The sequence below is a fragment of the Amphritea sp. GJ51-11 genome, assembly GCF_055808735.1.
In genome coordinates this window covers 1,770,048-1,796,086 of sequence record NZ_CM147881.1, presented here as the reverse complement: position 1 = coordinate 1,796,086, position 26,039 = coordinate 1,770,048, and the positions used below count along the sequence as shown (strand labels likewise).

Sequence of the window (26,039 nt, the reverse complement as noted above, 5' to 3'; positions counted from 1 at the left end):
AAGCCCTGCTATCAGCACTGCATCAAAGCTGTAACACCACTAACTTAAGAGGGAACTGGCCATCAGGCGAGGGGAAATCCGTCTCGGGTTCAAGCCGCGTGATGCTTTTCACTGGACAGCCTGCCTTTTCGGCACAGCGTTGCACGGTATCCAGCCATTCAGCATAACTAACACTGGCCACATTGTTGGCACAGACCAATTGCCCACCTGGCTTCGTCGCTAATAAAGCGGGTTTCAAAACGCTGGGATAATCGCGGATCAAATCCACGGTACCAAACGCACTTTTCGCCCACCGAGGAGGGTCGAGAAACACTAGGTCAAACTGCTCCTCCCCAATTTTAGGAAAAGGTTTGGGTTTGCGACCACGGCCCACTCGCTGTTTAATCGGGATGCCTGCTAACTGTTTGGCGGCAGTAAAAAAGTCACTCTGAAAAAAGCTGATCTGTGACGCTTTAAGATCGTTAAGTTCCGCATTCTGCCGGCCAATATCCAACGATCGCGTGGAGAAATCCACATTCAACACGCGACTGGCACCCGCAACCGCAGCCACCACACCCACACCACAGGTATAGGAGAAAAGATTCAATACCGACTTACCCGCCGCATGTTGCTGTATCCAGCGACGTCCTGCTCGCATATCTAAAAACAGCAGAGGATCTTGCCCTTCATGCTTACCTTTAACCCGGTAGCGCACACCCAACTCATGGGCCTCGCCCTCCCAATTATCCACGCGAAAATCATCACTCCGGCGGGAATTAGCCGAACTCCGGTCGTTATACACGCAGGTTAAAGCGCAGCCTAAAAAGGCTTCCACCTGCGTATGAATAGCCGCAGCCTGAGCCTCACTAATCGATTCATGGAAAGTCTGTATTAATAACTGCGGGCCATAACGATCGACGGTTAAACCAGGTCGGCCTTCATTGACACCATGAAACAAGCGATAGCAGTCGCTATTCTCAGCGTGCAACGTTGCCAATAACGCACTGCGATTCGTCAGCGCCACTTGGATCAGATCAAACATCAAAATTCCTTAAGCAGAGTAGCCATCAATTCCAGCCGTTCGAGGGGGCTAGTAATCTCCAGTAAGCGCTGTTTATCAGCGCCAGAAAAGGGTAATAGCGATGCTAACTGAAAACTAAATAGCTCAGCCGTGTCGACATTAATCCGGGATGCGTCGAATGATAACAGAGAATGCTGCTGAAGATGCGCGCAAATCATCTCAAGCTTGGCAGATTGTTCTTCGAGGTTAATCGATGAATTATCCGCTAAGATCTCAATGTAACCTTGCAATAAGCCATCCGTAGCCTGATCGATATCAGTCACTCTGACCCGCTGCTGGCCTTGCACCTGAATGCCGATCATCTGGTTAGCTAACGGCTGCCAATCACTAATTATGGCACGGGTGCCTAGAGGATAAAAATCACTGTCGGGAGACGTCGCATCCCGTGTCTGAAGTACAACAAAGGGGCTATTATCAGCCAAGCATTCTTTAACCATACGCCGATAGCGCAGCTCAAAAATCTGCAGCGGTAACACTGTGCCCGGAAACAACACCACAGGCAGAGGAAATAAGGGTAATTTTTTCATTCGCTCATTATAGAGCGTAACGGTTTAATGGTGATAGCGAACCGAATAACGGCTGACAAATGCCCTAGCGCCAAAAAAAACGCATTGGCCATCACAGCAACAATGCGTTTTTTCTTTGATATAAGGTGTTAAAAGTTAAACACCCGCGCCTCTTCGTTCATCAATGCGTCAGCCATAGCCGCCGGTTTAGCCGCACCGACACCCTCTAGCAACGCATCCATACCCATCCCCTTGTTCGGCAGGTACAGCGCGCAAACATCCACTTTAGCGCCACCCGACATCAACTTTTGCAGCAGCTGCTCGGGTGTTACATTCTTAGGCTTCAAAGGTGCTGATTGATGCCCTTTCAAGGCCATATCTCCGGCACTATCACATAACAGCACGCTCACTTGCGCGCCTTTCGCCTGCATCGCATTACCTAGCACCATTGCCATACCACGGGTTTGTTGTTCCGCACTGGTGAGGGTGATAACCACTTGATCAACACTGTCATCGGCAGTGGCGACAACCGGCGTCATTAATGAAGCCGCCATCACAGCAGAGGTTATTACTTTTTTCATCATGTATCTCCAAAATACAAAGAGACTCGTTCGTCTCTTTGATCACATAAACATCAATAGAGGTTACTTAGCGGGATGCCATGCAACCGCAGGATCAACTTTGTAACTCCAAGGCAGACCCGAATTACGCCAACCATTTGCGGCCCGCACGCCTTTAGAGTCGCCCTCTTTCAGCTTGCCGCCTTCAAAACCATCGACCACCGTCCAAACGTTTTTATAGCCCTGCTCGGCCAAGACATTTACTGCCGGTGCACTGCGTGTTGAACCTGAGCGGCACATCATAATAATGGGGGTTTCTGCTGTTGCACCGAGCTGCTTAAGCTGCTCGGTTACCTGCTGAACAAATTGAGGGTTTTTTACCATCCCCCAACCCTGCTTATCATTCCAGACACGGGCATCGGCAATCATCCAAGGCACATGAATGCGGGTCGGCGAAGCAAATCCGGTAAATTTAATTTCGATAGGATCACGTACGTCGATCAGAATGGCGCTGCTATCCTGCTGCAATATGTCCCAAGCTTCAGTGGCAGTCGCATAAAGATCGAGGGTGGTTTGCGCAGACGCTTTTTCAGGCTTATCGGCCGCGAATGAGGGCATCGCTATGAAGCAACTTAACAAGCTAGCGGCAATTAAAGTTTTTCTCATAATCGGTCTCCACCGGTCTATCCTATTGGTGAAAACCACTATATTAGAATATTCTAATAAATAAAAGTCTTAATTATCTTTAGCCAAATTTAGGGCATAAAAAAACCACTCCGAAGAGTGGTCTTAAATCGTATCGAGCCAGCTAAACAAGTAGCCTAAATACGCTTACGCTTGGTAATCCTGAGAAAGATCAAGCGTCGATAAGGTACGCTGACGGATACTCCGCAGCAATTCGCCATTATCGATTAAAGACTGACCATAAGATGGCACCATCTCCTTCATCTTCGCTTGCCACTCGGGGCTGGCCATGCGCTCAGGAAAACAACGCTCGATCACATTGATCATAGTCGGTGTAGCAGTCGATGCACCCGGTGATGCACCTAGCAGCGCCGCCAGACGTTTGTCTTCAGAGGAGATAACCTCGGTACCAAACTCAAGCTTACCCTTGCCCTGTTCGTTCTTCTTGATGATCTGTACTCGCTGCCCCGCATAAGACAGTTCCCAGTCTTCATCCTTCGCATCGGGGAAAAAGCGACGCAGAGAATCAACGCGATCACCATGGGATTGCATCACTTCGCTGATCAGGTAGCGGGTAAGGTCCATATTTTTAACCCCAACCTGCATAATCGGCTTGAGGTTATTCAGACGCATACTCAACGGCATATCCAACGCCGAGCCCTTTTTCAGGAACTTGGTGGTGAAACCCGCAAATGGACCAAACAGCAAAGCACGTTTGCCATCGATAATACGGCTATCTAAATGGGGAACCGACATCGGTGGCGCACCAATAGGCGCTTGACCGTAAACTTTCGACATATGCTGTTCAACGATCTCAGGCTTCTTACACACCAACCATTGACCACTGACAGGAAAACCACCATAACCGTCACCTTCGGGAATACCAGACATCTGCAACAGCGGTAATGCGCCACCACCCGCCCCGAAAAAGAGAAACTTAGTGCGGATATGTTCTGCTTCACCGGTATGGCCGTTCTTAACTTCAACGCGCCAATCACCATCACTGTACTGCGACATATCTTCAACGGAATGGCTCAATAACAATTCAAAGCCATCCTGCTGTTCAAGATAGTTAACCATGTTACGCGCCAACGCACCAAAGTTAACATCCGAGCCATGACGCACCCGGGTTGCAGCAACCGGCTCGGACGTATCACGGTTTTGCATAATCAGCGGCATCCATTGCCGTAAGACCTCAGGATCTTCAGAGTACTCCATCTCAGCAAATTGCGGTGTTGCGCTCAGTGTTTCATAGCGGGCACGCAGAAAGGCCACATTCTCTTCGCCCATAACAAAGCTCTGGTGAGGCACATTATTGATAAAGTTATGCGGCTCAGGCAGATATTTTTGCTCGACGAGATAGGACCAAAACTGCAAACTTTTTTCAAACGCGGCGTTAATATCAAATGCCTTGTCGGTATTGATACTGCCGTCTTCATTCTGAGAGGTATAATTGAGCTCGCAATAAGCCGCGTGTCCGGTACCAGCGTTATTCATTGCATCGGTACTTTCTTCAGCGACATGGTCAAGGCGTTCGACCATTGCAATTGTCAGGGTGGGATCCAACTGCTTAAGCAGAACCCCCAATGTGGTGCTCATCGCACCTGCACCAACCAGCAGTACATCAACAGATTTTGAGGTCATACAAACTTCGCCACTTAACTATAGATAATGGATGCAGAGACCCTTTCAGAAAGAAAGCTTTTGGCTAAACAAGTGAATACCAACAAGAAAAATAATGATATAACCGCTTGATATAACTGAAACAATCTCCGGCAGCCCGATCGATACTCGACTTACTCGTACTAATAAGCAGTCAATAATACCTCAGGCTTATGCTGTGCCGCTGATTATACGCATTCCTCTGAAAAAATCTTGTGCAACGCGGTAAAATGTCATCATCCCTTAGGCTTATTGTCATCCTAAAGTAGTAATTATTCCCTCTTTTTTTAACCAAAGAGAAATTGCCAAACACTCAATTTTGAACTAAGGGCTTATCGCCGCCTATGGGCAAAGCTAACTAACACTAAACAGGACCACTGATCCACTTAACAGCCCAATCATCAGCGTATCAGCCATGCTAGCACCTCCCCCAACAATGATTAAAAAGCTCGCTACGCCCTCTTCTTCGATAGACAGACCAGACAGACCAAACAGCCCTGAAGCAGTAGGCACAAAAAAAGGGCCGCAGCCCTTTTTCACCCCTCAGAGGGTTAAGAAATCTTAAACCTGCCCACTAAGCTTTGCAGCTTAGCTGCATCGTCGGCCAACTTCTTAACTTCCACTTTATTTTCACCAGCAATAATAGATGAGTTCTCAGAAAAACCAGCGATCTCGGTGACCGTTTGATTGAGGTTATCGCACACTTGGCTCTGCTCTTCTGCTGCCGTGGCGATCACGACCGACATATCCTGAATCTGATTCATATGTTCGACCACCTTATTCAGTTCACACATGCCCTTCTCGGACTGATGAACCGCCAAATCGGTCTGCTGAAAACTATGCTGCATACTGCGTACGGCTTCCCCGGACGCTTTTTTCAGCTGTTCAATACTCTCATGTACTTGCAGTGTGCTGGTCTGAGTCCGCGTTGCCAGGGTACGTACTTCATCGGCAACCACCGCGAAACCACGCCCCTGCTCACCGGCACGGGCCGCTTCAATCGCGGCATTCAGGGCTAACAGGTTAGTCTGCTCTGCAATTTCCTGAATCACACTGACCACCGAGATAATATCTTGAACATTATTCTCCAGTGTTGAGATCGCTTTGTTCGATCCGGAGACATCTTCCGCCAATACTTTCACCGCTGAGGTCAGCTCGGTAACACTCGCCCCAGCCCGACCAATATTATCCCGTGACTCATTGGTTGAGGTCGCTGTCTCAGCCGTATTGTGCGCAATATCAGCCGCAGTGGCAGACATCTCAGACATCGCCGATGCTGAATGCTCAATATGCACCTGCAATTTAGCCTGCTGCTCACCAACGGCATGAATACGATCACTGATAGAGGCCGCTCGTTGGGTTACAGTGGCCGACAACTTCACCAGATCACTGATCATATTTTGTAACGTTTCGAGGAAACTATTGAAGTTTTGCGCCAACTCTCCAAGCTCGTGGTCACCATCTACCTGCAACCGGGCACTAAGGTCAGCATCACCGGACACCAACTCTTTCATTGATCCAGAAAGACGCTGTAGTGGCATCATCACGGATCGCTTAACCAGCGAACTAAAGATAATCGCCAAGATCAACAACACCGCACTGATAATACCGAAATAAATTAACAGCATAGATTGACTGTCAGCGGACCCCTGCTTCATCTCATTGATAACAGCGTGAACATCATCCAGATAGAAGCCTGCACCAATCATTAAATCCCAGCGTTCTAGATAGAGAGCATAAGAAAGCTTCTCTTCGGCGATTTTCTGATTAGGTTTAGGGAAATGATAACTAACAATACCGCCACCATTTTTGCCCGCCTTAACCAGCTCGCGAATCAGGTAGACGCCATTCGCATCCTGTAGATCCCAAAAGTTTTTGCCGATACCTTTATCGACACTACCCAGAAACACCCGATCGCCGTTACTGGTATAGCCAAAAAAGTAACCGTTATCACCAAACTTTAAATTTCGTAAGGTTGGCAACGCCTCTTCTAGCGATCCGCCCGCTTCATATATATGACTAATAGCACTGTAGGCCATCTCATTCATAAATTTAAGTTGCTCACGCTTGGTCTCAAGAAATTTTTCTTGTGTCAGTTCTAGCTGATGTTGACGTAGTTGCTCACTCTCAAAAAATGTCAGCATAAATAGGGTGATGGATAACAAAATAACCGGGGCAGCGCTCATGATGGTGAGGCGCTTACTGATGGATAGGGCCATTATGCTGAGTCTCTTATGGTTGGTTACTATTCATTACATACACAACCCACTCTTTTTTCAAACTAAAAGTCCCCATTTCGAGGGGTGCATTCAAAATGCACGTGGGTAAATTGGGGGTACAAAAAAAGCGGCCTGCGCCGCTTTTTCGCACTGTCTGCGAGATTAAATATCAATCACATCAAACTCAACCAGCGGGCTGACATCTTCATCATAGTCGACATCATCAAGACCGAAACCAAAGAGTTTCAAAAATTCATCTTTATAGAGTTGATAATCAGTCAATTCAAAGAGGTTCTCGCTGGTGACTTGCGGCCATAACTCGCTACATTTTTGCTGAATATCGTCGCGCAGTTCCCAGTCATCCATGCGCAGTCGGTTATCGTCATCCACCTTGCCAGTATTGCCCGCAATACCAGTGCTGAATAAACGGAACACCTGCTCCATACAGCCCTCATGAACACCTTCGGCGCGCATGATCTTGAATACCATCGAAAGATATAACGGCATCACCGGAATGGCTGAACTGGCCTGAGTAACGACTGATTTCAATACTGCAACATTCGCACTACCACCTTTGGCAGCCAACTTAGTATTTAACTCGCCCGCCGCACGATCAACATCTTTCTTCGCCTGACCCAGTGCACCATCCCAGTAAATCGGCCAAGTGATATCAGTACCAATATAGCTATAAGCAACCGACTTACAGCCTTCGGCCAGAACACCGGCCTCATCCAGCATATTGACCCACAACTCCCAATCTTGACCGCCCATCACGGTGACTGTATCGGCGATCTCCTGCTCGGTTGCAGGTTCAACTTCCGCTTCGATAATAATATCTTTATTGGTATCAATCGCCGTTGAACGATACGTTTCACCGATAGGCTTTAAGCATGAACGAATGACTTCACCGGTATCCGGCATCTTACGGACCGGAGATGCGAGGGAGTAAACCACCAGATCAATCTGACCTAAATCTTCTTTAATCAGATCAATGGTTTTTTGTTTCGCTTCATTGGAGAACGCATCGCCATTCAGGCTTTTCGCATACAGACCCGCTTCATGGGCTTTCTTATCAAAGGCGGCAGCATTGTACCAACCGGCTGTACCCGTCTTTCTTTCCGTCGCTGGCTTTTCAAAAAACACACCGATGGTCGCGGCACCACAACCAAATGCTGCGGAGATACGTGACGACATACCGTAACCGCTAGACGAACCGATCACCAACACACGCTTAGGGCCATTTTCGATCGGTCCCTGCGCCTTGGTGTAATCGATCTGCTCCTGAATATTACGTTCACACCCTACTGGATGGGTTGTGGTACAGATAAAGCCACGAATCTTCGGTTTGATAATCATTATGGATCCACTTTACTTGTCATTCTCTCTGGTGGATGCAGTCATCGCATCCGGACGAGATGTTTTGAAATCGTTGTTTAAATCGGCATCTGAAACAGCCGGTTAAGATAACCGATTTTAGCCCTCTAATACAGTTAAAGCCGAACAAACGGACATAAAAAAAGCCCACTTTTAGTGAAAAAAGCGAGCTTTTATCGGGTTTTAAACTGTAATCAGTGCGGATATATCATCCCACGAGCCATTTTCCACCCTCATCTAAGACGATGTCTATAGCTTAGCGTCCAACTCAGGCACTGCTTCAAACAGATCAGCGACCAAGCCATAATCGGCCACGGAGAAGATAGGAGCCTCTTCATCTTTATTGATCGCAACAATCACTTTAGAGTCTTTCATACCCGCCAAATGCTGAATCGCACCGGAGATACCCACCGCAATATAGAGATCCGGGGCGACAATTTTACCGGTCTGACCAACCTGCATATCGTTAGGTACAAAACCCGCATCCACCGCTGCACGAGATGCGCCAACCGCGGCTCCGAGCTTATCAGCCACTGACTCAAGCAATGCAAAGTTATCGCCATTGCCCATGCCTCGACCACCGGAGACGATGACACTTGCAGCGGTCAACTCAGGGCGATCGCTCTTGGCCATCGTTTCACCGATAAAGCTTGAGATGCCGGCATCATGGACCGCCGCAACAGCCTCGACCGGAGCACTTCCGCCTTCAGCGGCTGCCGCATCAAACCCAGTAGTACGCACGGTAATGACCTTGATTGCATCAAGAGATTTAACCGTCGCAATCGCGTTGCCCGCATAGATAGGACGGGCAAAGGTATCTTCACTCTCTATCGCAATAACATCCGATAGCTGCACGACATCAAGCAAGGCGGCCACCCGAGGCATCAGGTTTTTACCGCCCGTCGTAGATGGAGCGATAATATGGCTATAGCCCGCACCCAACTCGGCTACCAACAAACTCACGTTTTCGGCTAGTTGATGTTCATAGGCTGCGTTATCTGCCAACAACACCTTGGCGACACCGGCAACAGCGGCAGCTTCATTGGCCGCAGCCTGACAGCCACCACCGGCGACTAACACATGGATATCCGTTGAAATTTCAGCGGCCGCGGTAACGGCGTTTAAAGTTGCGCCTTTAAGAGATTGGTTATCGTGTTCTGCAATAATCAAAATAGCCATCAGATCACCTTCGCTTCATTCTTCAGTTTATCCACCAACTCCTCAACCGAGGTCACCTTAATACCGGCTTGACGATCAGCTGGCGGGGCCACTTTCAACAGTTGCGTATGGGCTTTAACCTCAACACCTAAATCGGCCGGTGTTTTAGCGTCCAATGGTTTGCGCTTCGCTTTCATGATATTCGGCAATGACGCATAACGCGGTTCATTCAAGCGAAGATCGGTGGTCACAATGGCCGGCATCGCCAGCTCAACAGTTTGCAGGCCACCATCAACCTCACGGATAACCTGGACCTTATCTCCTGCCACTTTAACTTCAGAGGCGAAAGTCCCCTGCGGCATATTGGTCAACGCAGCCAACATCTGACCGGTCTGGTTATTATCGGTATCGATAGCCTGCTTACCCATAATCACCAGCCCTGGCTGTTCTTCTTCAACCACTTTGGCGAGTAACTTAGCCACGGTTAAAGATTCCAAATTTTCATCGGACTGAATCAGTATGCCCCGGTCAGCCCCCAGTGCCAACGCGGTTCTAATTTGTTCCTGAGCGGCCTGCGGCCCCAACGAGACGACGACGACTTCAGATGCCACCCCAGCCTCTTTCAGGCGTACAGCTTCTTCGACGGCGATTTCACAGAACGGATTCATCGCCATTTTTACATTATTCAGATCAACGTCACTGCTATCAGACTTAACACGTACTTTTACGTTGTAGTCGATAACTCGTTTGACAGTTACCAGCACTTTCATCTGTCTACCGCCTTTGCTTTTATATTATCAATAAGTGGATCGGTGTTAATGCTTATATCCAACGAAAACATACACTTGGATTCTCGCCCATTCTACAGCCCAAAGGCTATTACGCAACAACCCGATCAGGGGAGTCAGCAATGACAAGGCACTCTTAGGATACCGTGCTAAAGCCTACACCCACTTTAGTCGGTTATTCGATGATCGCCCACTTAAACTGCGGCTGCCCGTCACCAATGCCATATAGATTAATGACAGGCAAACAACTCGCAGCTTCAGCCATCACCGCAGCCGGCTATCAGCGCATACCTGCACGATCCATGAGTTCGGTTATTTCCGCCAAAATACTTTCGTCATCGATAGTCGACGGCATTTTATATTCATCATTGGCAGCAATTTTACGCAAAATCGCCCGCAAAATTTTACCGGAACGGGTCTTCGGTAAACGCTGCACGATAATGGCACGACGGAAGCACGCCAGCGCTCCGACTTGATCACGCACCATCTGCACCAACTCGGCTTCGAGCTGAGCTTCATCCACCTCTTCGCCCGCTTTTAACACGATAAGTCCCACTGGCACCTGCCCTTTCATAGCATCATTGGCACCGATGACTGCACATTCAGCGACCGCCGGATGGGAGGAAACCACCTCTTCCATCTCGCCGGTTGAAAGACGATGCCCGGAAACATTGATCACATCGTCGGTGCGGCCAGTAATGTAGACATAGCCATCGTCATCGATAAAGCCACCATCTCCGGTGTGGTAATACCCGGGGAAAGCAGTCAGGTAGGAGTCGGTAAACCGCTGAGGTTGATTCCAGATATCCCAAGCGACACCCGGCGGCATCGGCAGAGTAACGACAATATTACCGGTTTCATTCGCTTCAACCGGCTGCCCTTCGCCATCGACAACGCGGATATCATAACCCGGAATCGCTTTATTGGTGGAACCCAAGCGCGCTTCAGATGGATTATCCCAGCCCATCATCGGCGAGGTCATTGGCCAACCGGTTTCCGTTTGCCACCAGTGATCGATCACCGGCACTTGAAGCAAAGTATCGAGCCATTGATAGGTGGACGAATCGAGTTTTTCACCGGCGACGAACACCCAATTCAGGCTGGATAGATCATATTTCTTCGCCAGCCCCCCTTCAGGGTCTTCTTTGCGTATTGCTCTAAACGCCGTGGGCGCACAGAACATCGAATTGACTTTATATTCATCAATCACACGCCAGAAGGTGCCCGCATCAGGGGTTCTAATCGGCTTACCTTCGAAGAAGATCGCACTGCAGCCCCCCATCAGCGGCCCATAGACGATAAAGGAGTGGCCCACAACCCAACCAATATCGGATGCACCCCACCACACATCACCGGGGTTCATACCATAGACATTATGCAGTGCGTAGTTCAACGCAACGGCATGGCCGCCGTTATCTCGCACAATCCCTTTGGGCGCGCCGGTGGTGCCAGAGGTGTAAAGAATGTACAGCGGATCACTGCCTTTAACGGACACACAATCGGCAGGCTCTGCGCCATGCTGGCAGTCATACCAATCCAGATCCCGCTCGGCATCCATCTCAGCCATCATCATCGGTCGCTGACAAACAATGGTATGTTCCGGCTTATGGGTAGCCAGCTCAATCGCTTTATCGACCAGCGGCTTATAAGCAATGGTCTTATCAAATTCGATACCGCAGGAAGCGGTCAAGATGACCTTCGGCTTGGCATCATCAATACGAATAGCCATTTCATTAGCCGCGAAGCCACCAAAAACAACCGAATGAATCGCGCCCAAGCGAGCACAAGCCAACATCGCTACGGCGGCTTCGGGAATCATTGGCATATAGATAACAACCGTATCCCCTTTGCCAACGCCCAGCCTTTTTAAGCCGCCCGCGAAGCGAGCCACTTTGGTGTGCAACTGTTTATAGGTAATCTGTTGTTTGCTGTTGGTGGCGGGTGAATCGTAATACAGGGCAACCTGATCGCCTCGAGTTTCGAGGTGTTGATCCAGTGCGAGATAGCAGCTGTTCATTTCGCCATCAGCATACCAACTAAAGGTGCCATTTTCGGTTTTGCTCAGAATCGTTTCCGGCGCTTTAAACCATTTAATACGCTTTGCTTGTTCAGCCCAGTAGGCTTCTGGATTCTGTTGCGCAGCCAGATATTCTTCGTTATATCCCATTACCGACTCCGGATTGTTTTTATAGGGGGAGTCTGCCGGCGATGAAACCGGCAGCGGTGCTAGATGATCAGCGCTAATTAACTGTCTTGATACAGCTTAATGACGCTCGAGAAATCGAGACCGCCATTGCCTTTTGATTTGTGCAGGCTAAACAAAGAACGGGCGGCGGAACCCATTGGCACCGGTGAATTACTCTGCTGACTCAGCTCCATTGCCAAACCAAGATCTTTAAACATCAGGTCGACTTGGAAACCACCTTTATAGTCATTGGAGGAAGGTACACCCGCCATCACACCCGGCACTGGGTTATACACTTGCAGCGCCCAGTTATTACCAGAGCTTTGCTTCATAATTTCAGATAACACAGCGGGGTCTAGGCCATTTTTCATGCCCATATTCAGCGCTTCACTGGTGCCCGCCATCAGAATCGACAACATCATGTTATTACAGGCTTTGGCTATCTGACCGGCACCGCTTTGACCCGCATGGAAGATGTTTTTACCCATGCAGTCTAAGATAGGTTTTGCCTTGGCAAACTGTGCCTCTGTCGCACCCACCATAAAGGCCAGCGTTCCCGCTACGGCACCACCAACGCCACCGGATACCGGTGCATCGATAAAGCTCAAACCACGCTCATTGGCTGCGGCCGATACACTTTGAGCCGTCGCTGCATCAATGGTTGAAGAATCAATGATCAGCGCATCTTTGGAGATCACATCAAACAACGGTGCATCACCGGTTTGATAAACCCCTTTAACATGTACACCGGCCGGTAACATAGAAACAATAAAATCAGCGCCGGTCGCCGCTTCAACTGCCGATGCTACGGCATGCCCGCCCTCGGCCGCAACGGTATCTAGCGCTGCCTGTGATAGATCAAACGCGTTAACGTCATGTCCTGCTTTCAGCAGGTTAATTGCCATTGGGCCCCCCATGTTGCCCAGTCCGATAAATCCTATCGTAGCCATATCACTTTGCCTCTTATATTTATTCTGGACCTCAACCGGCGCTGACTGAACTCGCCGCTCGACAACGCTCGTTGGTTGTCGTAACAGTGGCGCACTTCAGCCGGGCTTATCGATGTCCTTGGATTGCAAAAAATTGTTATAAATCGTTTTAAACCGGAACCTGCACGCTGTGATTTAAGCTTACAGCGTCGCCAAAGGGTTAACCGCCCAAGGCGCGACAAAGAACTGATCGACAAACGCCGGATCAACCTCTTGTACCGTTTTGTAGGTCCATTGAGGTGCGCCGTCTTTATCAACCAACAACGCCCGCACACCTTCCGGGAACTCACGGTGTTTACAGCTCTGTACTGACAGCACCAGTTCGCTCTCAAACACCTCTTTAAGAGACATATGCTGAGTCACTTCAAGCTGTTTCTTAATCAGGTGAACCGCCAATGGGCTACCATGACTGATCGCTTTTTTCGCCCGTGAGATCCATTTATCGTCGCTTTCAACAGCCATCAGTCCCTCGACCAAGTCGGATAACGAATCGGTATCGGTGACCTGTTGAATAAAGCGGTAATGATTCTGTACCGGCGAGTCAGAACTAAAGGCGTCTTGAGACTCGGTTTCTAGTTGCCGTAACACCCGATTAGTCGCACTATAGGCGCAACCGTCCCACTGTTCAGATTGCAGCTTTTCAACCAAATCAGCGCGGCGATCTGAGGCAATAAATCGATCCGCCAGTCCTAAGAACAGCGCATCAGCAGCATTCATCGGATTACCGGTCAGCCCCAAGAACAGCCCCGTACGGCCCGGCATATGATTCAAAAACCAGCTACCACCGACGTCCGGATAAAGCCCAATCGTCACCTCTGGCATCGCCATATGAGTACGCTCGGTTACAACCCGATGGCTACAACCGTTCATCAGGCCCATACCGCCGCCCATGACGATACCGTGGCCCCAACAGATAATTGGCTTAGGGTAGGTATGGATGCTGTAATCGAGGATATATTCTCGGGTGAAGAAATCGGTAGGGAAATCAGGATCGGCATCGCCGGTCATCGATTTGTATAGATTGACCACATCGCCGCCGGCGCAAAAGGCTTTCTCACCTGCGCTATCGAATAGAACGGCAACAACAGAATCATCGTCTTTCCAGCTATCGAGCTTCGGTTGAATCAGATCGATCATCTCGAGTGTTAGGGCATTGAGGGTACGTTCAGCATTTAGCTGAATCTCAACAATCTTTTTGCCATCTTGGGTCGGATATTCATTAAACAGTACACAGCTCATATTTTTATCTCCTGTATACCGCTTAGCGGTTTTTCCATTCGGGGGCACGCTTACCAAGAAAGGCGTTTACACCCTCTTTTTGATCTTCGGTAAAGAACAGATCAACAAACAGTTCACGTTCCAGAATATAACCCGCATCCCAGTGATGGGTACGATTATTCTGAATCAGCTGCTTACAAGAAGCTACCGAGGTCGGACTCTGCTGTGCAACATTGGCAGCGAGTTCAAGCGCTTTCTCTAGTGCTTGCCCCTGGGGAACAACCTCTTCCACTAAACCAATCTCCTGCGCTTTGGCGGCTTTGATACGCTCACCGCAGAGGATCATGCGTTTCGTCCAACCTTCACCCACCAGCATGGTCAAATTCTGTGTCCCACCCGCGCAGGGCAACAAGCCGACCTTCGCTTCTGGCAAGGCCATCTGCGACTGTTCTTCCGCGATGCGAATATCGCAGGCCAACGCCACTTCCAAACCGCCCCCCATGGCAAAACCATTAATCGCCGCGATAGAGACACCGCGGAACTGACTCAAGGCCTCAAATGCTTCACCAAAATAACGCGCCATATCCCGGGCGACGCTACGATCACCATCGGCAAATAGGTTCAAGTCAGCACCGGCGGAGAAAAACTTTTCGCCTTGGCCGGTAATCACCAGGCTATAGATTGTACGATCAGCATTCAGCTCTTCAACTAACGCCTTCAGCCCTTTTAGGCTCTCTTCAGTCCAGGTGTTGGCTGGCGGGTTGTTCATGGTCAGCAGGGCAATATTGCCCCGTTTCTCAACGATCAGCTTGTCAGTCATATTGATCTTCCTTTGCAGTCTTAGCGGGTGCTTGTCACACCTTTTATATTTATCTAAGCGGTTTATGCTTATCCGTTCATGCCGCCGTTATAGCAGTTCAGCAGCATTTTCCAGTAACAGTCGACGGGCAATAATAACATTCATAATTTCGTTGGTGCCTTCCAGAATCCGGTGTACCCGGTTATCTCTCAGGAAGCGCTCCATTGGATACTCTTTGATATAACCATTGCCGCCAAAAATTTGCAGCGCTTCATCGGCCACGCTGAAACCGACATCGGTGGCAAAGCGTTTAGCCATGGCACAGTAAGTGGTTTTATCCGGATGATTATTGTCTAAGCGGGAGGCCGCCATACGCACCATTTGACGGGCAGCCACTAACTCGGTGGCAGCGGTGGCTAATTTAAACTGTAGTGCTTGAAAGTTAGCCAAACTTTGGCCGAACTGTTTGCGTTCGTGCATATACTCGGTGGCATTATTTAATGCTTGCTGGGCGGTGCCAACCGAACAGGTGGCGATATTAATACGTCCACCATCAAGACCGCGCATGGCGATCTTAAAGCCATCCCCTTCCTGACCTAGGATTGCCGAGGCAGGAACCCGCACATCTTCAAAGGTAATCATGCGGGTCGGCTGGCTGTTCCAACCCATTTTTTCCTCTTTACGGCCATAGGTAATGCCGGGTAGTTTCGCATCTACGGCAAAAGCGGAGATACCTTTCGGGCCATCTTGACCGGTACGCGCCATCACCACCAAGCAGTCAGTCGCACCGGCACCTGAAATAAAGATTTTGCTACCATTGAGTAGGTAGTCATCGCCATCACGACGAGCGGTGGTTTTCAGCGCCCCCGCATCGGAACCGGCATTCGGCTCGGTCAAACAGTAAGAGGCTAACTTCTCACCGGCGGTCAATTCAGGACACCACTGCTGACGCACAGACTCAGCGCCAAATTCAGAGATCATCCAGGTAGCCATATTGTGAATGGTGATAAAAGCCGTGGTTGAAGTGCAGCCCATTGCGAGCTGTTCAAAGATAATACTGGCGTCTAACCGGCTCAGCCCTAAGCCTCCGACATCCTCATGGGAGTACAAACCGCAGAATCCCAGCTCACCTGCCGCTTTTAATACCTCGACAGGAAACGTTTGGTGCAGATCCCATTCACCGGCATTCGGGGCCAGCTCATTCTGAGCGAACGCGCGGGCCATATCGGCAAACGCTATCTGCTCTTCGTTCAGTTCAAAATCCATAGATACTCCGTACTTAACAAACAGGTAGATTCTTATTTTTATAACAGCTGAATCTTTTTCATTGTGCGTCTACTGACGAAGCCCGCCAAGCAGACTCGCGTCCGACTTAGCAGGCATAATCAATCGTAAGCGCCTGATTATCAGACGCTAAATGATTGGCGTTACTTAAGGGTGATCGTGGTGTTCACACCATTATCAATATCATCCTCAAACCAGCGGGCAGTCACTGTCTTAGTTTCGGTGTAGAACTTAACCGCCTGCTTACCATAAGCATGCTGATCGCCGTAGAACGACTTTCTCCAACCGGTGAAAGAGAACATTGGCAGAGGCACGGGTACAGGCACGTTGATACCGACCTGACCGACCTTGATCTCATGCTGATACTTACGCGCCGCGGCACCCGAAGAGGTGAAGATAGAGGTACCGTTACCGTATGGGTTTTCATTGATCAGCTGAATCGCTTCTTCAATCGTATCCACTTCGAGGGTAATCAGAACCGGTCCGAAGATCTCTTCTTGATAGATCGACATATCGCGGGTGACGTTGCGGAACATGGTTGGCCCAATCCAGTTACCATCAGGATAACCTTCGACCACACATTCAGAACCATCAAGGATACAATCAGCACCGGCATCTTTACCCTCTTGAATAAAGTTAAGTACCTTCGCTTTAGCCTGCGGATTGATCTGCGGACCATAACCGGCTTCTGGATCGTTCCATGCACCTGGGCGTACTTTAGCCAGTGCATCACGTACTTCAGGAATCCACTCACGGGATTTACCGACAAACACGGCTACCGAGATCGCCATACAGCGCTGACCTGCCGCACCAACAGAAGCACCGGCAATACTGTTAACAACCTGATTCTTAGCCGCATCCGGCATAATGACCATGTGGTTTTTAGCACCGGCAAACGCCTGTACCCGTTTCATATGGTCAGTACCGGTACGATAGATATGCTCACCGACCGCAACCGAACCCACAAAGGAGATCGCTGGGGTATCTTTATGCGTTAACAGCTGATCAACGACATCTTTCGCGCCATGCACAACTTGCAGCAAACCTGCAGGTGCGCCGGCTTCTTGAAACAGTGCCGCCAGACGCATCGGCGTCAGTGGATCCTGCTCAGAAGGTTTCAATACAAAGGTGTTACCGCAAGCGATCGCCATTGGGAACATCCACAGCGGAATCATCGCGGGGAAGTTAAATGGGGTAATACCGACACACACACCCAGAGGCTGAGTAATGCTGTAGCAATCGATTTTACGGGCAACGTTTTCAACCGTTTCACCCATGCTCAGGGAAGCGATATTGGCCGCATGTTCAACCACTTCGATACCGCGCCATACATCGCCCTTAGCATCATCAAAGGTTTTGCCGGTTTCTTGAGATAGCAGCTCAGCAATCTCATCATGGTTTTCTTTTAGCAATGCCTGATAACGCAGCATCAAGCGAGCACGTTCGCCAACCGGCATCTCTTTCCATGTTTCAAACGCGGCTTTCGCGCTCTCGACGGCCAGCTCTACTTCATCAGCGGTTGCGCAAGGCACCTGTGCAATCACTTCTTGAGTGGCAGGGTTAGTCACCGGAATCCAGTTATCACTGCGGCTCTGAACCAGCTCACCGTTGATCAGTAAAGGAACTTGTTGCGTCATGTTTTGCACCTTCGTATTTATTGTAACGTTCTGATTATTGTTGTTGGCAGACCCCGTTAAAAACCGGATCACGCTGTGTGTATGGGGTCACATTAAAGCATAGCTTGCGGCTGCACATGATTGATAATGTTGCTATATTAATGGACTATATTGCTATTGAATACATGAATACCCTAATTAACCCTTTATACCTTAGTCGAGTAGCCACTGTGAGCACCCCATCAAACTGGCCCCTGCCCCCCCAGAGCATTCGCTTTGTTTTGCCCCATAAAATTATCCAAAAACTCAGTGATAATAGGCTTTCCAGGGATCTTTACCCGTTAGGGGCCGGCTACTATAAACACGCGGTTGGGCACCGCATGGAACGCCTAAAACATGATGACCACTTATTGATATACTGCCTTGAAGGTAAAGGTAAAATCCGTGTAAACCAGAAGAATATTGCGGTAAATAGCGGTGATTTAGTGGTTCTTCCACGCGGCGCTGCACACCAATATGCCTCCAGCCCTAACTTTCCTTGGACGATCTACTGGTGCCATTTTGAAGGCGGGCTGGCCGATGATTTTATCGCTCACCTAGAGATTCCCAGCCACAAACCGGTGGTTCATCTGGGGCTGCACAGCAATCTAGTGGGTGAATTCGAGGCGCTACTTGAAGCCCGCCATAGCAGCTATCACCTAAATGCCTTTATTAATGCCGCCAACCAATTGCGGCAGATTCTCACCCATATCGCGCTACTGCAACCACTGGTGCGCAGCCAAGACGCCGATAGCTTCGACCTAGAAAAAATCCACAGCCTGATGCAGGCGCATATCCATGAACAACTGGATATCGATACTTTGGCGAACAGCGTCAATCTATCGAAATTTCACTTTATCAAACGCTATAAAGATGCCACCGGCACTACACCGATCAATCACTTTATCCAGCTCAAAACCCAACGGGCTTGCCACCTGCTGGATATCAGCACCCGCACCATTGCCGAAGTGGCCTTTATGGTGGGCTATGAAGATGCCTACTATTTTTCCCGTATCTTTAAGAAAGTGATGGGCATCTCGCCAACCCAATATCGAAAACTACAAGTCGGTGCTTGGTCCTATAAGAGTTTTAAACAAGAAAACTAACAGCATCCCATGCTATGCCCAGCGCTCATCAGGGCTGATGCACAACGAAAAAAACAAAATACTGTCACTAAACTGCAACCCATTCGCCTTAACTTATTGAGCTCTTTGATAAGCACTTTGGGATCGTTCGCATACCTCCTGAAGCACTTTCAACCTCTCGGGATGGTTCAAGCCTAAGCGCTTGACCCACCTTAATCTTGCCTGCAAGACGTTTCAGGAGACTCAAATGGCAACATCCACGACGTATCCCGCTCGATCACCCATGTCAGGCGATAGTAAGTTAAGCCTATTTTTCGCCATCGGTTTTATCGCCATGATTGGCTACTTTTTAGCATGGGGGCTGGATTACACCCAACACAACCATGTCATGATCTTTATGCTGGCTACCGCCTTCGGGGTCTTCATGGCCTTCAATATCGGCGGCAATGATGTCGCCAACTCCTTCGGCACCAGCGTAGGCGCTGGCACTCTGACGATTAAACAAGCACTGTTAGTGGCTGCCATTTTTGAGGTCAGCGGTGCGGTTATCGCCGGCGGCGAGGTGACGAAGACGATTCGTAAAGGGATCGTTGACCTATCCACCATCAATGTCGATCCCATGCAGTTCGTCTATATCATGATGGCGGCCTTACTTGCGGCCGCCTTGTGGTTATTAATCGCCACAAAACGGGGCTGGCCGGTTTCCACCACCCACTCCATTATCGGTGGCATTGTTGGCAGCTCCATCGCCTTAGGTTTTTTTGTCGATGGCCCTGATACCGCACTCGCCCTGATTAAGTGGGATAAAATCGGCACCATTGCGGTTTCATGGGTACTCTCACCGGTACTCGGTGGACTGGTGTCTTACACCCTGTTCTATCAAATTAAGAAATATGTACTGCGCTATAACGAAGCCACCGCTGAAGAGTTGGTGACCATTAAGCAGGAAAAGAAACAACATAAGGTGCAGCACAAAAAAGCGTTTGAGCATTTAGCTGAACTGCAAAAAATCGCCTACACCTCGGCGATGGCGCGGGATGCGCACACCGTGCGCGATGGTGATTTTGACCCCGAAGAGCTGGAGTCAGATTACTATAAAGAACTGCATAAGATCGAACAAAAGAAAAGTGAGCTTAACGCCACCCATGCTTTAGAAACCTATGTGCCGATCTTTGCCGCCCTAGGTAGTATGCTGATTGCCGGCATGCTGCTGTTCAAAGGGTTAAAGCATATGCAACTGGGTTTAAGTAGCCTAGATAACTACCTGATTATCGGCATGATTGGTGCAGCGGTCTGGTTGGTGATGGCGATATTTGCCAAAACACTGAAAGGCAAAGACCTCGATAAATCGACCTTTTTGATGTTCAGTTGGATGCAGGTATTTACCGCCTCCGGTTTTGCCTTCAGCCACGGCGCCAACGATATCGCCAATGCGATCGGCCCCTTTGCTGCCATTCTGGACGTACTACGTACCGGTGAAATGGGCTCCCAAGCAGCCGTACCAACTGTCGCTATGCTGACCTTTGGTATCGCCCTCATCGTAGGGCTTTGGTTTATTGGTAAAGAGGTGATTCAAACCGTCGGCCACAACCTCACGAAGATGCATCCTGCATCCGGCTTTGCGGCCGAATTATCGGCAGCGGGTGTAGTGATGCTCGCCTCGGTCATGGGCTTGCCGGTTTCGAGCACCCATATCCTCATCGGCGCCGTGCTTGGTGTCGGCATGGTCAACAGCAATGCTAACTGGTCACTGATGAAGCCTATCGGCATGGCTTGGGTGATCACCCTTCCCGCCGCCGCACTTATGTCGGCCATCACGTTCTATCTGTTGATGATCGCTTTTTAAGCGAGCTAACCCTTTATAACAACCAATAAAAAGCCAGACAGTAACGTCTGGCTTTTTAGGCTTTCACGGGTGAACAAGCCGCTACTTAGTCACTCCCACTCCTGCATCACCACATGGGTGACAATTTTCACTCCACTAGGCAGCTCTTCATCTACCTCTTCAAGAATGTCATGCAAACGCTGCATCGAGGCAAACTCTAAGTACACCAGCAGATCCACTTCGCCACTAATCCCGTGACAATATTTCACCTCGGGATACTGCAAGAGAAACTGCACCAATGGACGACACTTAAAACCACCATGTTTAATCTCAAAATGTGCCTTGAGCGGGCCTTGTTGATCCAGCTTCGTCGAAGTGATCACCCGATATCCGAGAATATCCCCTTGCTCCTCCATCCGCTTCATCCGTTCAGAGACAGCGGGTCGCGACAGGTTCACCTGTGCGGCAATCGCCGAAACACTCTGACGGGCATTATCCCGCAGCGCGGCGATTATTTTCTGATCAAAACTATCCATGCGTAAACTCGGCTATTCAAATCGTCAGTAGCAATTTGAAAAATGCTGCAGATCGACGGTAAACCACGACGTAATATTTCCCGCACTCAGCGTACACTCTACTGACAAGATATATCGATCTGGAAAAAAGATGCCTAGGCTAAATCAAACAATCACCCGCTGGCAAGGGGTGGGACTCATTGCAACAACTCTTTTAGGCACCGGCGTGTTTATTCTGCCGCAACTTACGATTGCTGCCGCTGGCGATAAAGCCATCTGGGCTTGGGTTATTCTACTCTTGGGCATTCTGCCGCTGGCCTATATTTTTGCCGAACTCGGACGCCGCTTTACCCATTCTGCCGGGCCAGCTTACTTTGTTGAGCGTGCTTTTGGTCAACTTCCGGGTCGTATTATCGGCCTCTTATTTGTGTTTACCGTCCCCCCCGGGATCGCGGCAGCACTGATGATGACCTTTAAGTTTTTACAACCCATTGTCACCCTAAGCGACAGCCAAACCCTCACCGCCGAACTACTTGTTTTCCTGCTGATATTTTTTGTTAACCGGCGCGGCTTACAGTTATCGGGGCGGATACAAATGGCGCTCACCCTACTGATCTTAGGGGTGGTGTTAGCCATGATGGCCGCGGTTTTTATCCAGCCTCCGGTATTAACCTCAACCGCAGCCGTCAGTCCAGCCACGCCTCATGATTATAGCCATATCATGCAGGCGATCAGCCTAGCAATTTGGAGCTTTCTCGGTATCGAGGCGATCACCCACCTCGCGGATGAGTTTAAAGATGTACAACGGGACTTTATTCCTGCCACCCTATTTGGCATTACCCTCGTCGGACTGATTTTTATCGGTTGTACCTGGCTATCAATGATGGCGCCAGAACATCCATTAGCAATGGTCGCCGTGTTTGAGATGCTTTTTGGTCATAGTGGCCGCTGGGTCATTGGTGTATTGGGTTTTGTTAGCGGCATTGCCACGATCAATATCTATTTCGCCAGCCTGTCCCGCTTAGCTTGGAGCTTCAGTCGGGAGGGCATTTTACCCCGGCCATTACAGACCCTAAACCGTCATCAAATACCGGCGACATCACTGATCACCTTTATCACCCTCTCGGCGGTGATACTGATCATCAGCTATCTGGAAAAAATGGATTTCGCCGTGATGGCCCACTGGGTCAATGGCTCATTCATCCTGATCTATAGCGCAGCCATGTTGGCAGCCTGGAAACTGCTATCCCATCGCCATAAGCCGGCTATTATAACCGGGCTAATTGTCTGTGCGGTGTTTATCTACTGTCTTGGTAGCGCCATGCTCTATGCCTTGGTGCTAAGTCTCATCATCACCATCGCACTGCTGGCGCAACAACTATGGAAGCGTAGTCATCTGGTGGAGAAAAGCGCGGTCTATCATGATAGTCCAACGGATCTATAGACGATCCCGAGCTTAGTTTTACGTGACGGCCTCATAGCGAGCATAGAAACGTTTAAGCTCTCGCGGCTCTGGGGCCTGACCGGTAAAAATCTCTACATAACCGGGGATGCGCTGCAAGCGGATTTCAAGATCTTCATCCGCCTTCATCGAGATGTAGCCAATCTGGGTGAGATAGATGGTCCGCGCGCGCACATCCGCTTTATCCTCAGAATAGCCGAAGCGAATAAACATCTGACTCAAGGCAGACAACCGGGCGTTATCCGCCTCACTGATCTGCTCGGCCACCGCCGGAGATTGTAATGCCCAACTGCGCACCGCGAATTCAAATTGAGAATCAAACAGTTCCGGCTTTAACCAGCAATCAAACAGATTAAGTATCGCCTCGGCAATACTCTCTGAATAGACCTCGGTCTGCGCCACTAGATTACCGGTATTCTTATTACGCCATTGGTTCATCAGCGCATCGAGCAGTTGTTTACGGTCCTTAAAAAACCAGTAGAAGCTAGTACGCGAGAGTTTCAGTTTTTGCGCCAGTGATTGAATGCGCACAGCCTCCACGCCTGATTCTATCAAGGTATCGTAAGCGGCCTGCAACCAGACATCCGCTGATCCTCGCCAACCGCTGTCGGGAGTTGTTGCGCTGTCGGAGTTGCGTTTACTGTTCATATTATTCAGTTGGTTCCCCTCGGGACTATTTGTCTCACTGCTTTTTTTCAGTGCTTTTTATATCAGTATTTTTACCAGTGCTTTCATAACAGCGGCAGCGTGGCTTAGCCAACGTCTGCTTCAGATGAGGCTAGTAACAACCGACTCGCTAGAATCCACTTAACAATTTGATCCTAGTATACCTTGAGCGGATCGTTGAAATAAAACCCAAACACCATTGAACATTAAATTGACGAGAGTGTACATTTTAGTCTAAATTGAATATTCCATCATCATATTGATAACCGCTACGGAGGACTCAAGATGTCCAATGATCCATTGCTGCAACCCTATCAACTGAAACATTTACGCTTACGCAACCGCATTATGGTCACCGCTCATGAGCCTGCTTATTCCGAAAACGGTATGCCCACCGACCGCTATCGTGCCTATCATGTCGAACGTGCTAAAGCCGGGGTCGCCTTAACCATGACCGCCGGTTCCGCCGCCGTTTCATTGGACAGCCCGCCGGTATTCGATAACCTGCTGGTCTATAAAGATGAAATTGTGCCGTGGATGAAACAGCTTACCGACGAGTGTCACGAACACGGTGCCGCGGTAATGATCCAATTAACACACCTCGGGCGACGCACCCGTTGGGATAAAGGCGAATGGCTACCAGCCGTTTCCCCCTCCCATAAACGGGAAGCATCACACCGGGCATTCCCAAAGAAAATGGAAGACTGGGATATCCAGCGGATCATCAAAGACTATACCGATGCGGCTGAACGGATGGTGGCAGCAGGACTTGACGGTATCGAACTACAGGCCTATGGCCACTTGATGGATCAGTTCTGGTCACCATTGACCAACACCCTTGACGGCCCCTATGGTGGCGATCTCGATAACCGTCTGCGCTTTACCTTTGATCTACTCAAATCGATTCGCCAGCGGGTCGGCAATGAATTTATCGTTGGTTTACGTTACACCGGTGATGAGATGCTCTCCGGCGGGCTAACCCCTGATGATGGTTTATCGATTTCCCAGCGCCTTAAAGAAAGCGGCATGGTCGACTTCCTGAATATCGTCCGTGGTCACATCGATACCGATGCGGGCTTAACAGATCTTATTCCGATTCAGGGAATGCGTAACTCTCCCCATCTAGATTTCGCCGGTGAGATTCGTGCGGCCACTGAATTCCCGACTTTCCACGCCGCCAAAATCCCCGATGTCGCCACCGCCCGTTATGCTATCGCCAGCGGCAAGGTCGATATGGTCGGCATGACCCGCGCCCATATGACCGACCCCCATATCATCCGCAAAATTATTGCCGGTGATGAAGACAATATTCGCCCCTGTGTTGGTGCGAATTACTGTCTCGATAGAATCTACCAAGGCGGTGCCGCCTTCTGTATTCATAACGCGGCCACCGGTCGTGAACTAACCATGCCTCACGATATACCTAAAGCCGAGGTACGCAAGAAGATAGTGATCGTCGGTGCTGGCCCAGGCGGATTAGAAGCGGCACGGGTGGCGGCAGAACGCGGCCATGAAGTGGTGGTTTACGAAGCCCTAAACGATGCCGGTGGACAGATCCGATTGACCGCCCAAAGCCCCCGTCGTCACGAGATGATGGGTATTATCGACTGGCGTATGAGTCAATGCGAACAGCTAGGAGTCACCTTCCATTTCAACAGCTACGCTGAAGTGGAGCAGATTCAGGCAGAAAATCCCGATGTCGTGATTATCGCAACCGGTGGTTTACCCGATACTGAAGTGCTCGACAGCGGCAACGAATGGGTGGTTTCTAGCTGGGATATACTCTCCCGCAGCATTAAACCCGGCAGCAATGTTCTACTGTTTGACGATGCGGGGGATCACGCAGCCTTACAAGCGGCAGAAGTGGTTGCTAACAGTGGTGCTAAACTCGAAATCATTACCCCAGACCGTAGCTTCGCCCCGGAAGTAATGGCGATGAACCTAGTACCCTATATGCGCACACTGCAGCAACAGGATGTCACCTTTACCGTTACCTACCGTCTGAAATCCGTGAGCCGCGATGGCGATCAACTGCTTGCCACTATCGGTAGTGACTACGATGATGGCAGCCGCGACTTCACCCAGACCCGTCGCGTTGATCAGGTGATCGTCAACCACGGCACTCTGCCCTTCGATGATCTCTACTTGGACTTGCGCGCCCTGTCATCCAACGAAGGGGAAGTGAACTATAACGACCTCATCAATGGCCAACCGCAGACACTCACCAACAACAGTGAGGGGCAGTTCCAACTGTTCCGTATCGGCGATGCCATTTCGGCCCGTAACACCCACGCAGCCATTTACGATGCGCTGCGACTCGTGAAAGACCTCTAACACAGGCCCGC

At 49.7% G+C, this 26,039-nt stretch carries 21 protein-coding genes; 4 read left to right on the top strand and 17 right to left on the bottom strand.

The window, feature by feature from the left end:
* Nucleotides 1-22: 22 nt before the first annotated feature.
* The 15 genes from AC0L4K_RS07805 to AC0L4K_RS07735 form a co-directional block, all read right to left on the bottom strand.
* On the bottom strand, nt 23-1,021 hold the full coding sequence (locus tag AC0L4K_RS07805) for a class I SAM-dependent rRNA methyltransferase (RefSeq protein WP_473268856.1): 999 nt from the start codon (nt 1,019-1,021) through the stop codon (nt 23-25).
* Entirely contained in the window at nt 1,021-1,587 is a 567-nt protein-coding gene (locus AC0L4K_RS07800) for an LON peptidase substrate-binding domain-containing protein (RefSeq protein ID WP_417227985.1), read from the bottom strand. The genes AC0L4K_RS07805 and AC0L4K_RS07800 overlap by 1 nt, the downstream gene beginning before the upstream one ends.
* A 128-nt stretch (nt 1,588-1,715) precedes the next feature.
* The gene (locus AC0L4K_RS07795; protein WP_473268855.1) at nt 1,716-2,150 is read right to left on the bottom strand and encodes a DsrE family protein; all 435 of its coding nucleotides are present in this window, start codon (nt 2,148-2,150) and stop codon (nt 1,716-1,718) included.
* A gap of 60 nt (nt 2,151-2,210) precedes the next feature.
* A complete protein-coding gene (locus tag AC0L4K_RS07790) occupies nt 2,211-2,792 on the bottom strand; it encodes a rhodanese-like domain-containing protein (RefSeq protein ID WP_417227983.1) in 582 nt (193 codons plus the stop codon).
* A gap of 165 nt (nt 2,793-2,957) precedes the next feature.
* A complete protein-coding gene (gene mqo / locus AC0L4K_RS07785) occupies nt 2,958-4,454 on the bottom strand; it encodes a malate dehydrogenase (quinone) (protein WP_417227982.1) in 1,497 nt (498 codons plus the stop codon).
* A 569-nt stretch (nt 4,455-5,023) separates the two neighbouring features.
* Nucleotides 5,024-6,691, bottom strand: a complete 1,668-nt coding sequence (locus AC0L4K_RS07780; RefSeq protein WP_417227981.1) for a methyl-accepting chemotaxis protein — start codon at nt 6,689-6,691, stop codon at nt 5,024-5,026.
* Between the two features lie 162 nt (nt 6,692-6,853).
* Nucleotides 6,854-8,047 (bottom strand): enoyl-ACP reductase FabV, encoded by a 1,194-nt coding sequence (gene fabV / locus AC0L4K_RS07775; protein WP_417227980.1) that lies wholly within the window; start codon nt 8,045-8,047, stop codon nt 6,854-6,856.
* A gap of 267 nt (nt 8,048-8,314) precedes the next feature.
* A complete protein-coding gene (locus AC0L4K_RS07770) occupies nt 8,315-9,244 on the bottom strand; it encodes an electron transfer flavoprotein subunit alpha/FixB family protein (protein WP_473268854.1) in 930 nt (309 codons plus the stop codon).
* Complete coding sequence (locus AC0L4K_RS07765) at nt 9,244-9,993, bottom strand: electron transfer flavoprotein subunit beta/FixA family protein (protein ID WP_473268853.1); 750 nt, start codon at nt 9,991-9,993, stop codon at nt 9,244-9,246. Before AC0L4K_RS07765 ends, AC0L4K_RS07770 begins: the two co-directional genes overlap by 1 nt.
* 298 nt (nt 9,994-10,291) lie before the next feature.
* Nucleotides 10,292-12,178 (bottom strand): AMP-binding protein, encoded by a 1,887-nt coding sequence (locus AC0L4K_RS07760; RefSeq protein WP_473268852.1) that lies wholly within the window; start codon nt 12,176-12,178, stop codon nt 10,292-10,294.
* 77 nt (nt 12,179-12,255) lie between these two features.
* A complete protein-coding gene (gene mmsB, locus AC0L4K_RS07755) occupies nt 12,256-13,146 on the bottom strand; it encodes a 3-hydroxyisobutyrate dehydrogenase (protein WP_473268851.1) in 891 nt (296 codons plus the stop codon).
* 180 nt (nt 13,147-13,326) lie between these two features.
* Nucleotides 13,327-14,424, bottom strand: coding sequence for an enoyl-CoA hydratase/isomerase family protein (locus AC0L4K_RS07750; RefSeq protein ID WP_473268850.1), 1,098 nt, complete (start codon nt 14,422-14,424; stop codon nt 13,327-13,329).
* Nucleotides 14,425-14,446: 22 nt separating this feature from the next.
* Nucleotides 14,447-15,223, bottom strand: a complete 777-nt coding sequence (locus tag AC0L4K_RS07745; RefSeq protein ID WP_417227974.1) for an enoyl-CoA hydratase — start codon at nt 15,221-15,223, stop codon at nt 14,447-14,449.
* A gap of 87 nt (nt 15,224-15,310) precedes the next feature.
* On the bottom strand, nt 15,311-16,468 hold the full coding sequence (locus AC0L4K_RS07740; protein WP_417227973.1) for an acyl-CoA dehydrogenase family protein: 1,158 nt from the start codon (nt 16,466-16,468) through the stop codon (nt 15,311-15,313).
* Between the two features lie 161 nt (nt 16,469-16,629).
* The gene (locus tag AC0L4K_RS07735) at nt 16,630-18,123 is read right to left on the bottom strand and encodes a CoA-acylating methylmalonate-semialdehyde dehydrogenase (protein ID WP_473268849.1); all 1,494 of its coding nucleotides are present in this window, start codon (nt 18,121-18,123) and stop codon (nt 16,630-16,632) included.
* Nucleotides 18,124-18,287: 164 nt separating this feature from the next.
* Between AC0L4K_RS07735 and AC0L4K_RS07730 the strand changes: the two genes are divergently transcribed.
* Complete coding sequence (locus AC0L4K_RS07730) at nt 18,288-19,247, top strand: AraC family transcriptional regulator (protein ID WP_417228004.1); 960 nt, start codon at nt 18,288-18,290, stop codon at nt 19,245-19,247.
* 226 nt (nt 19,248-19,473) lie between these two features.
* The gene (locus AC0L4K_RS07725; protein ID WP_417227971.1) at nt 19,474-21,072 is read left to right on the top strand and encodes an inorganic phosphate transporter; all 1,599 of its coding nucleotides are present in this window, start codon (nt 19,474-19,476) and stop codon (nt 21,070-21,072) included.
* An 89-nt stretch (nt 21,073-21,161) separates the two neighbouring features.
* Here AC0L4K_RS07725 and AC0L4K_RS07720 read toward each other — a convergent pair whose 3' ends face one another.
* Nucleotides 21,162-21,587, bottom strand: a complete 426-nt coding sequence (locus AC0L4K_RS07720; RefSeq protein ID WP_320135265.1) for an Lrp/AsnC family transcriptional regulator — start codon at nt 21,585-21,587, stop codon at nt 21,162-21,164.
* Nucleotides 21,588-21,717: 130 nt separating this feature from the next.
* On the opposite strand from AC0L4K_RS07720, the gene yjeH reads away from it, so the two are divergent.
* Complete coding sequence (gene yjeH, locus AC0L4K_RS07715; RefSeq protein ID WP_473268847.1) at nt 21,718-23,010, top strand: L-methionine/branched-chain amino acid transporter; 1,293 nt, start codon at nt 21,718-21,720, stop codon at nt 23,008-23,010.
* A gap of 18 nt (nt 23,011-23,028) precedes the next feature.
* Here the strand turns inward: yjeH and AC0L4K_RS07710 are convergent, their stop codons facing one another.
* Nucleotides 23,029-23,676, bottom strand: coding sequence for a TetR/AcrR family transcriptional regulator (locus AC0L4K_RS07710; protein WP_417227969.1), 648 nt, complete (start codon nt 23,674-23,676; stop codon nt 23,029-23,031).
* A 303-nt stretch (nt 23,677-23,979) separates the two neighbouring features.
* Between AC0L4K_RS07710 and AC0L4K_RS07705 the strand changes: the two genes are divergently transcribed.
* Complete coding sequence (locus AC0L4K_RS07705) at nt 23,980-26,028, top strand: oxidoreductase (protein WP_417227968.1); 2,049 nt, start codon at nt 23,980-23,982, stop codon at nt 26,026-26,028.
* The last annotated feature ends 11 nt before the right edge of the window (nt 26,029-26,039 follow it).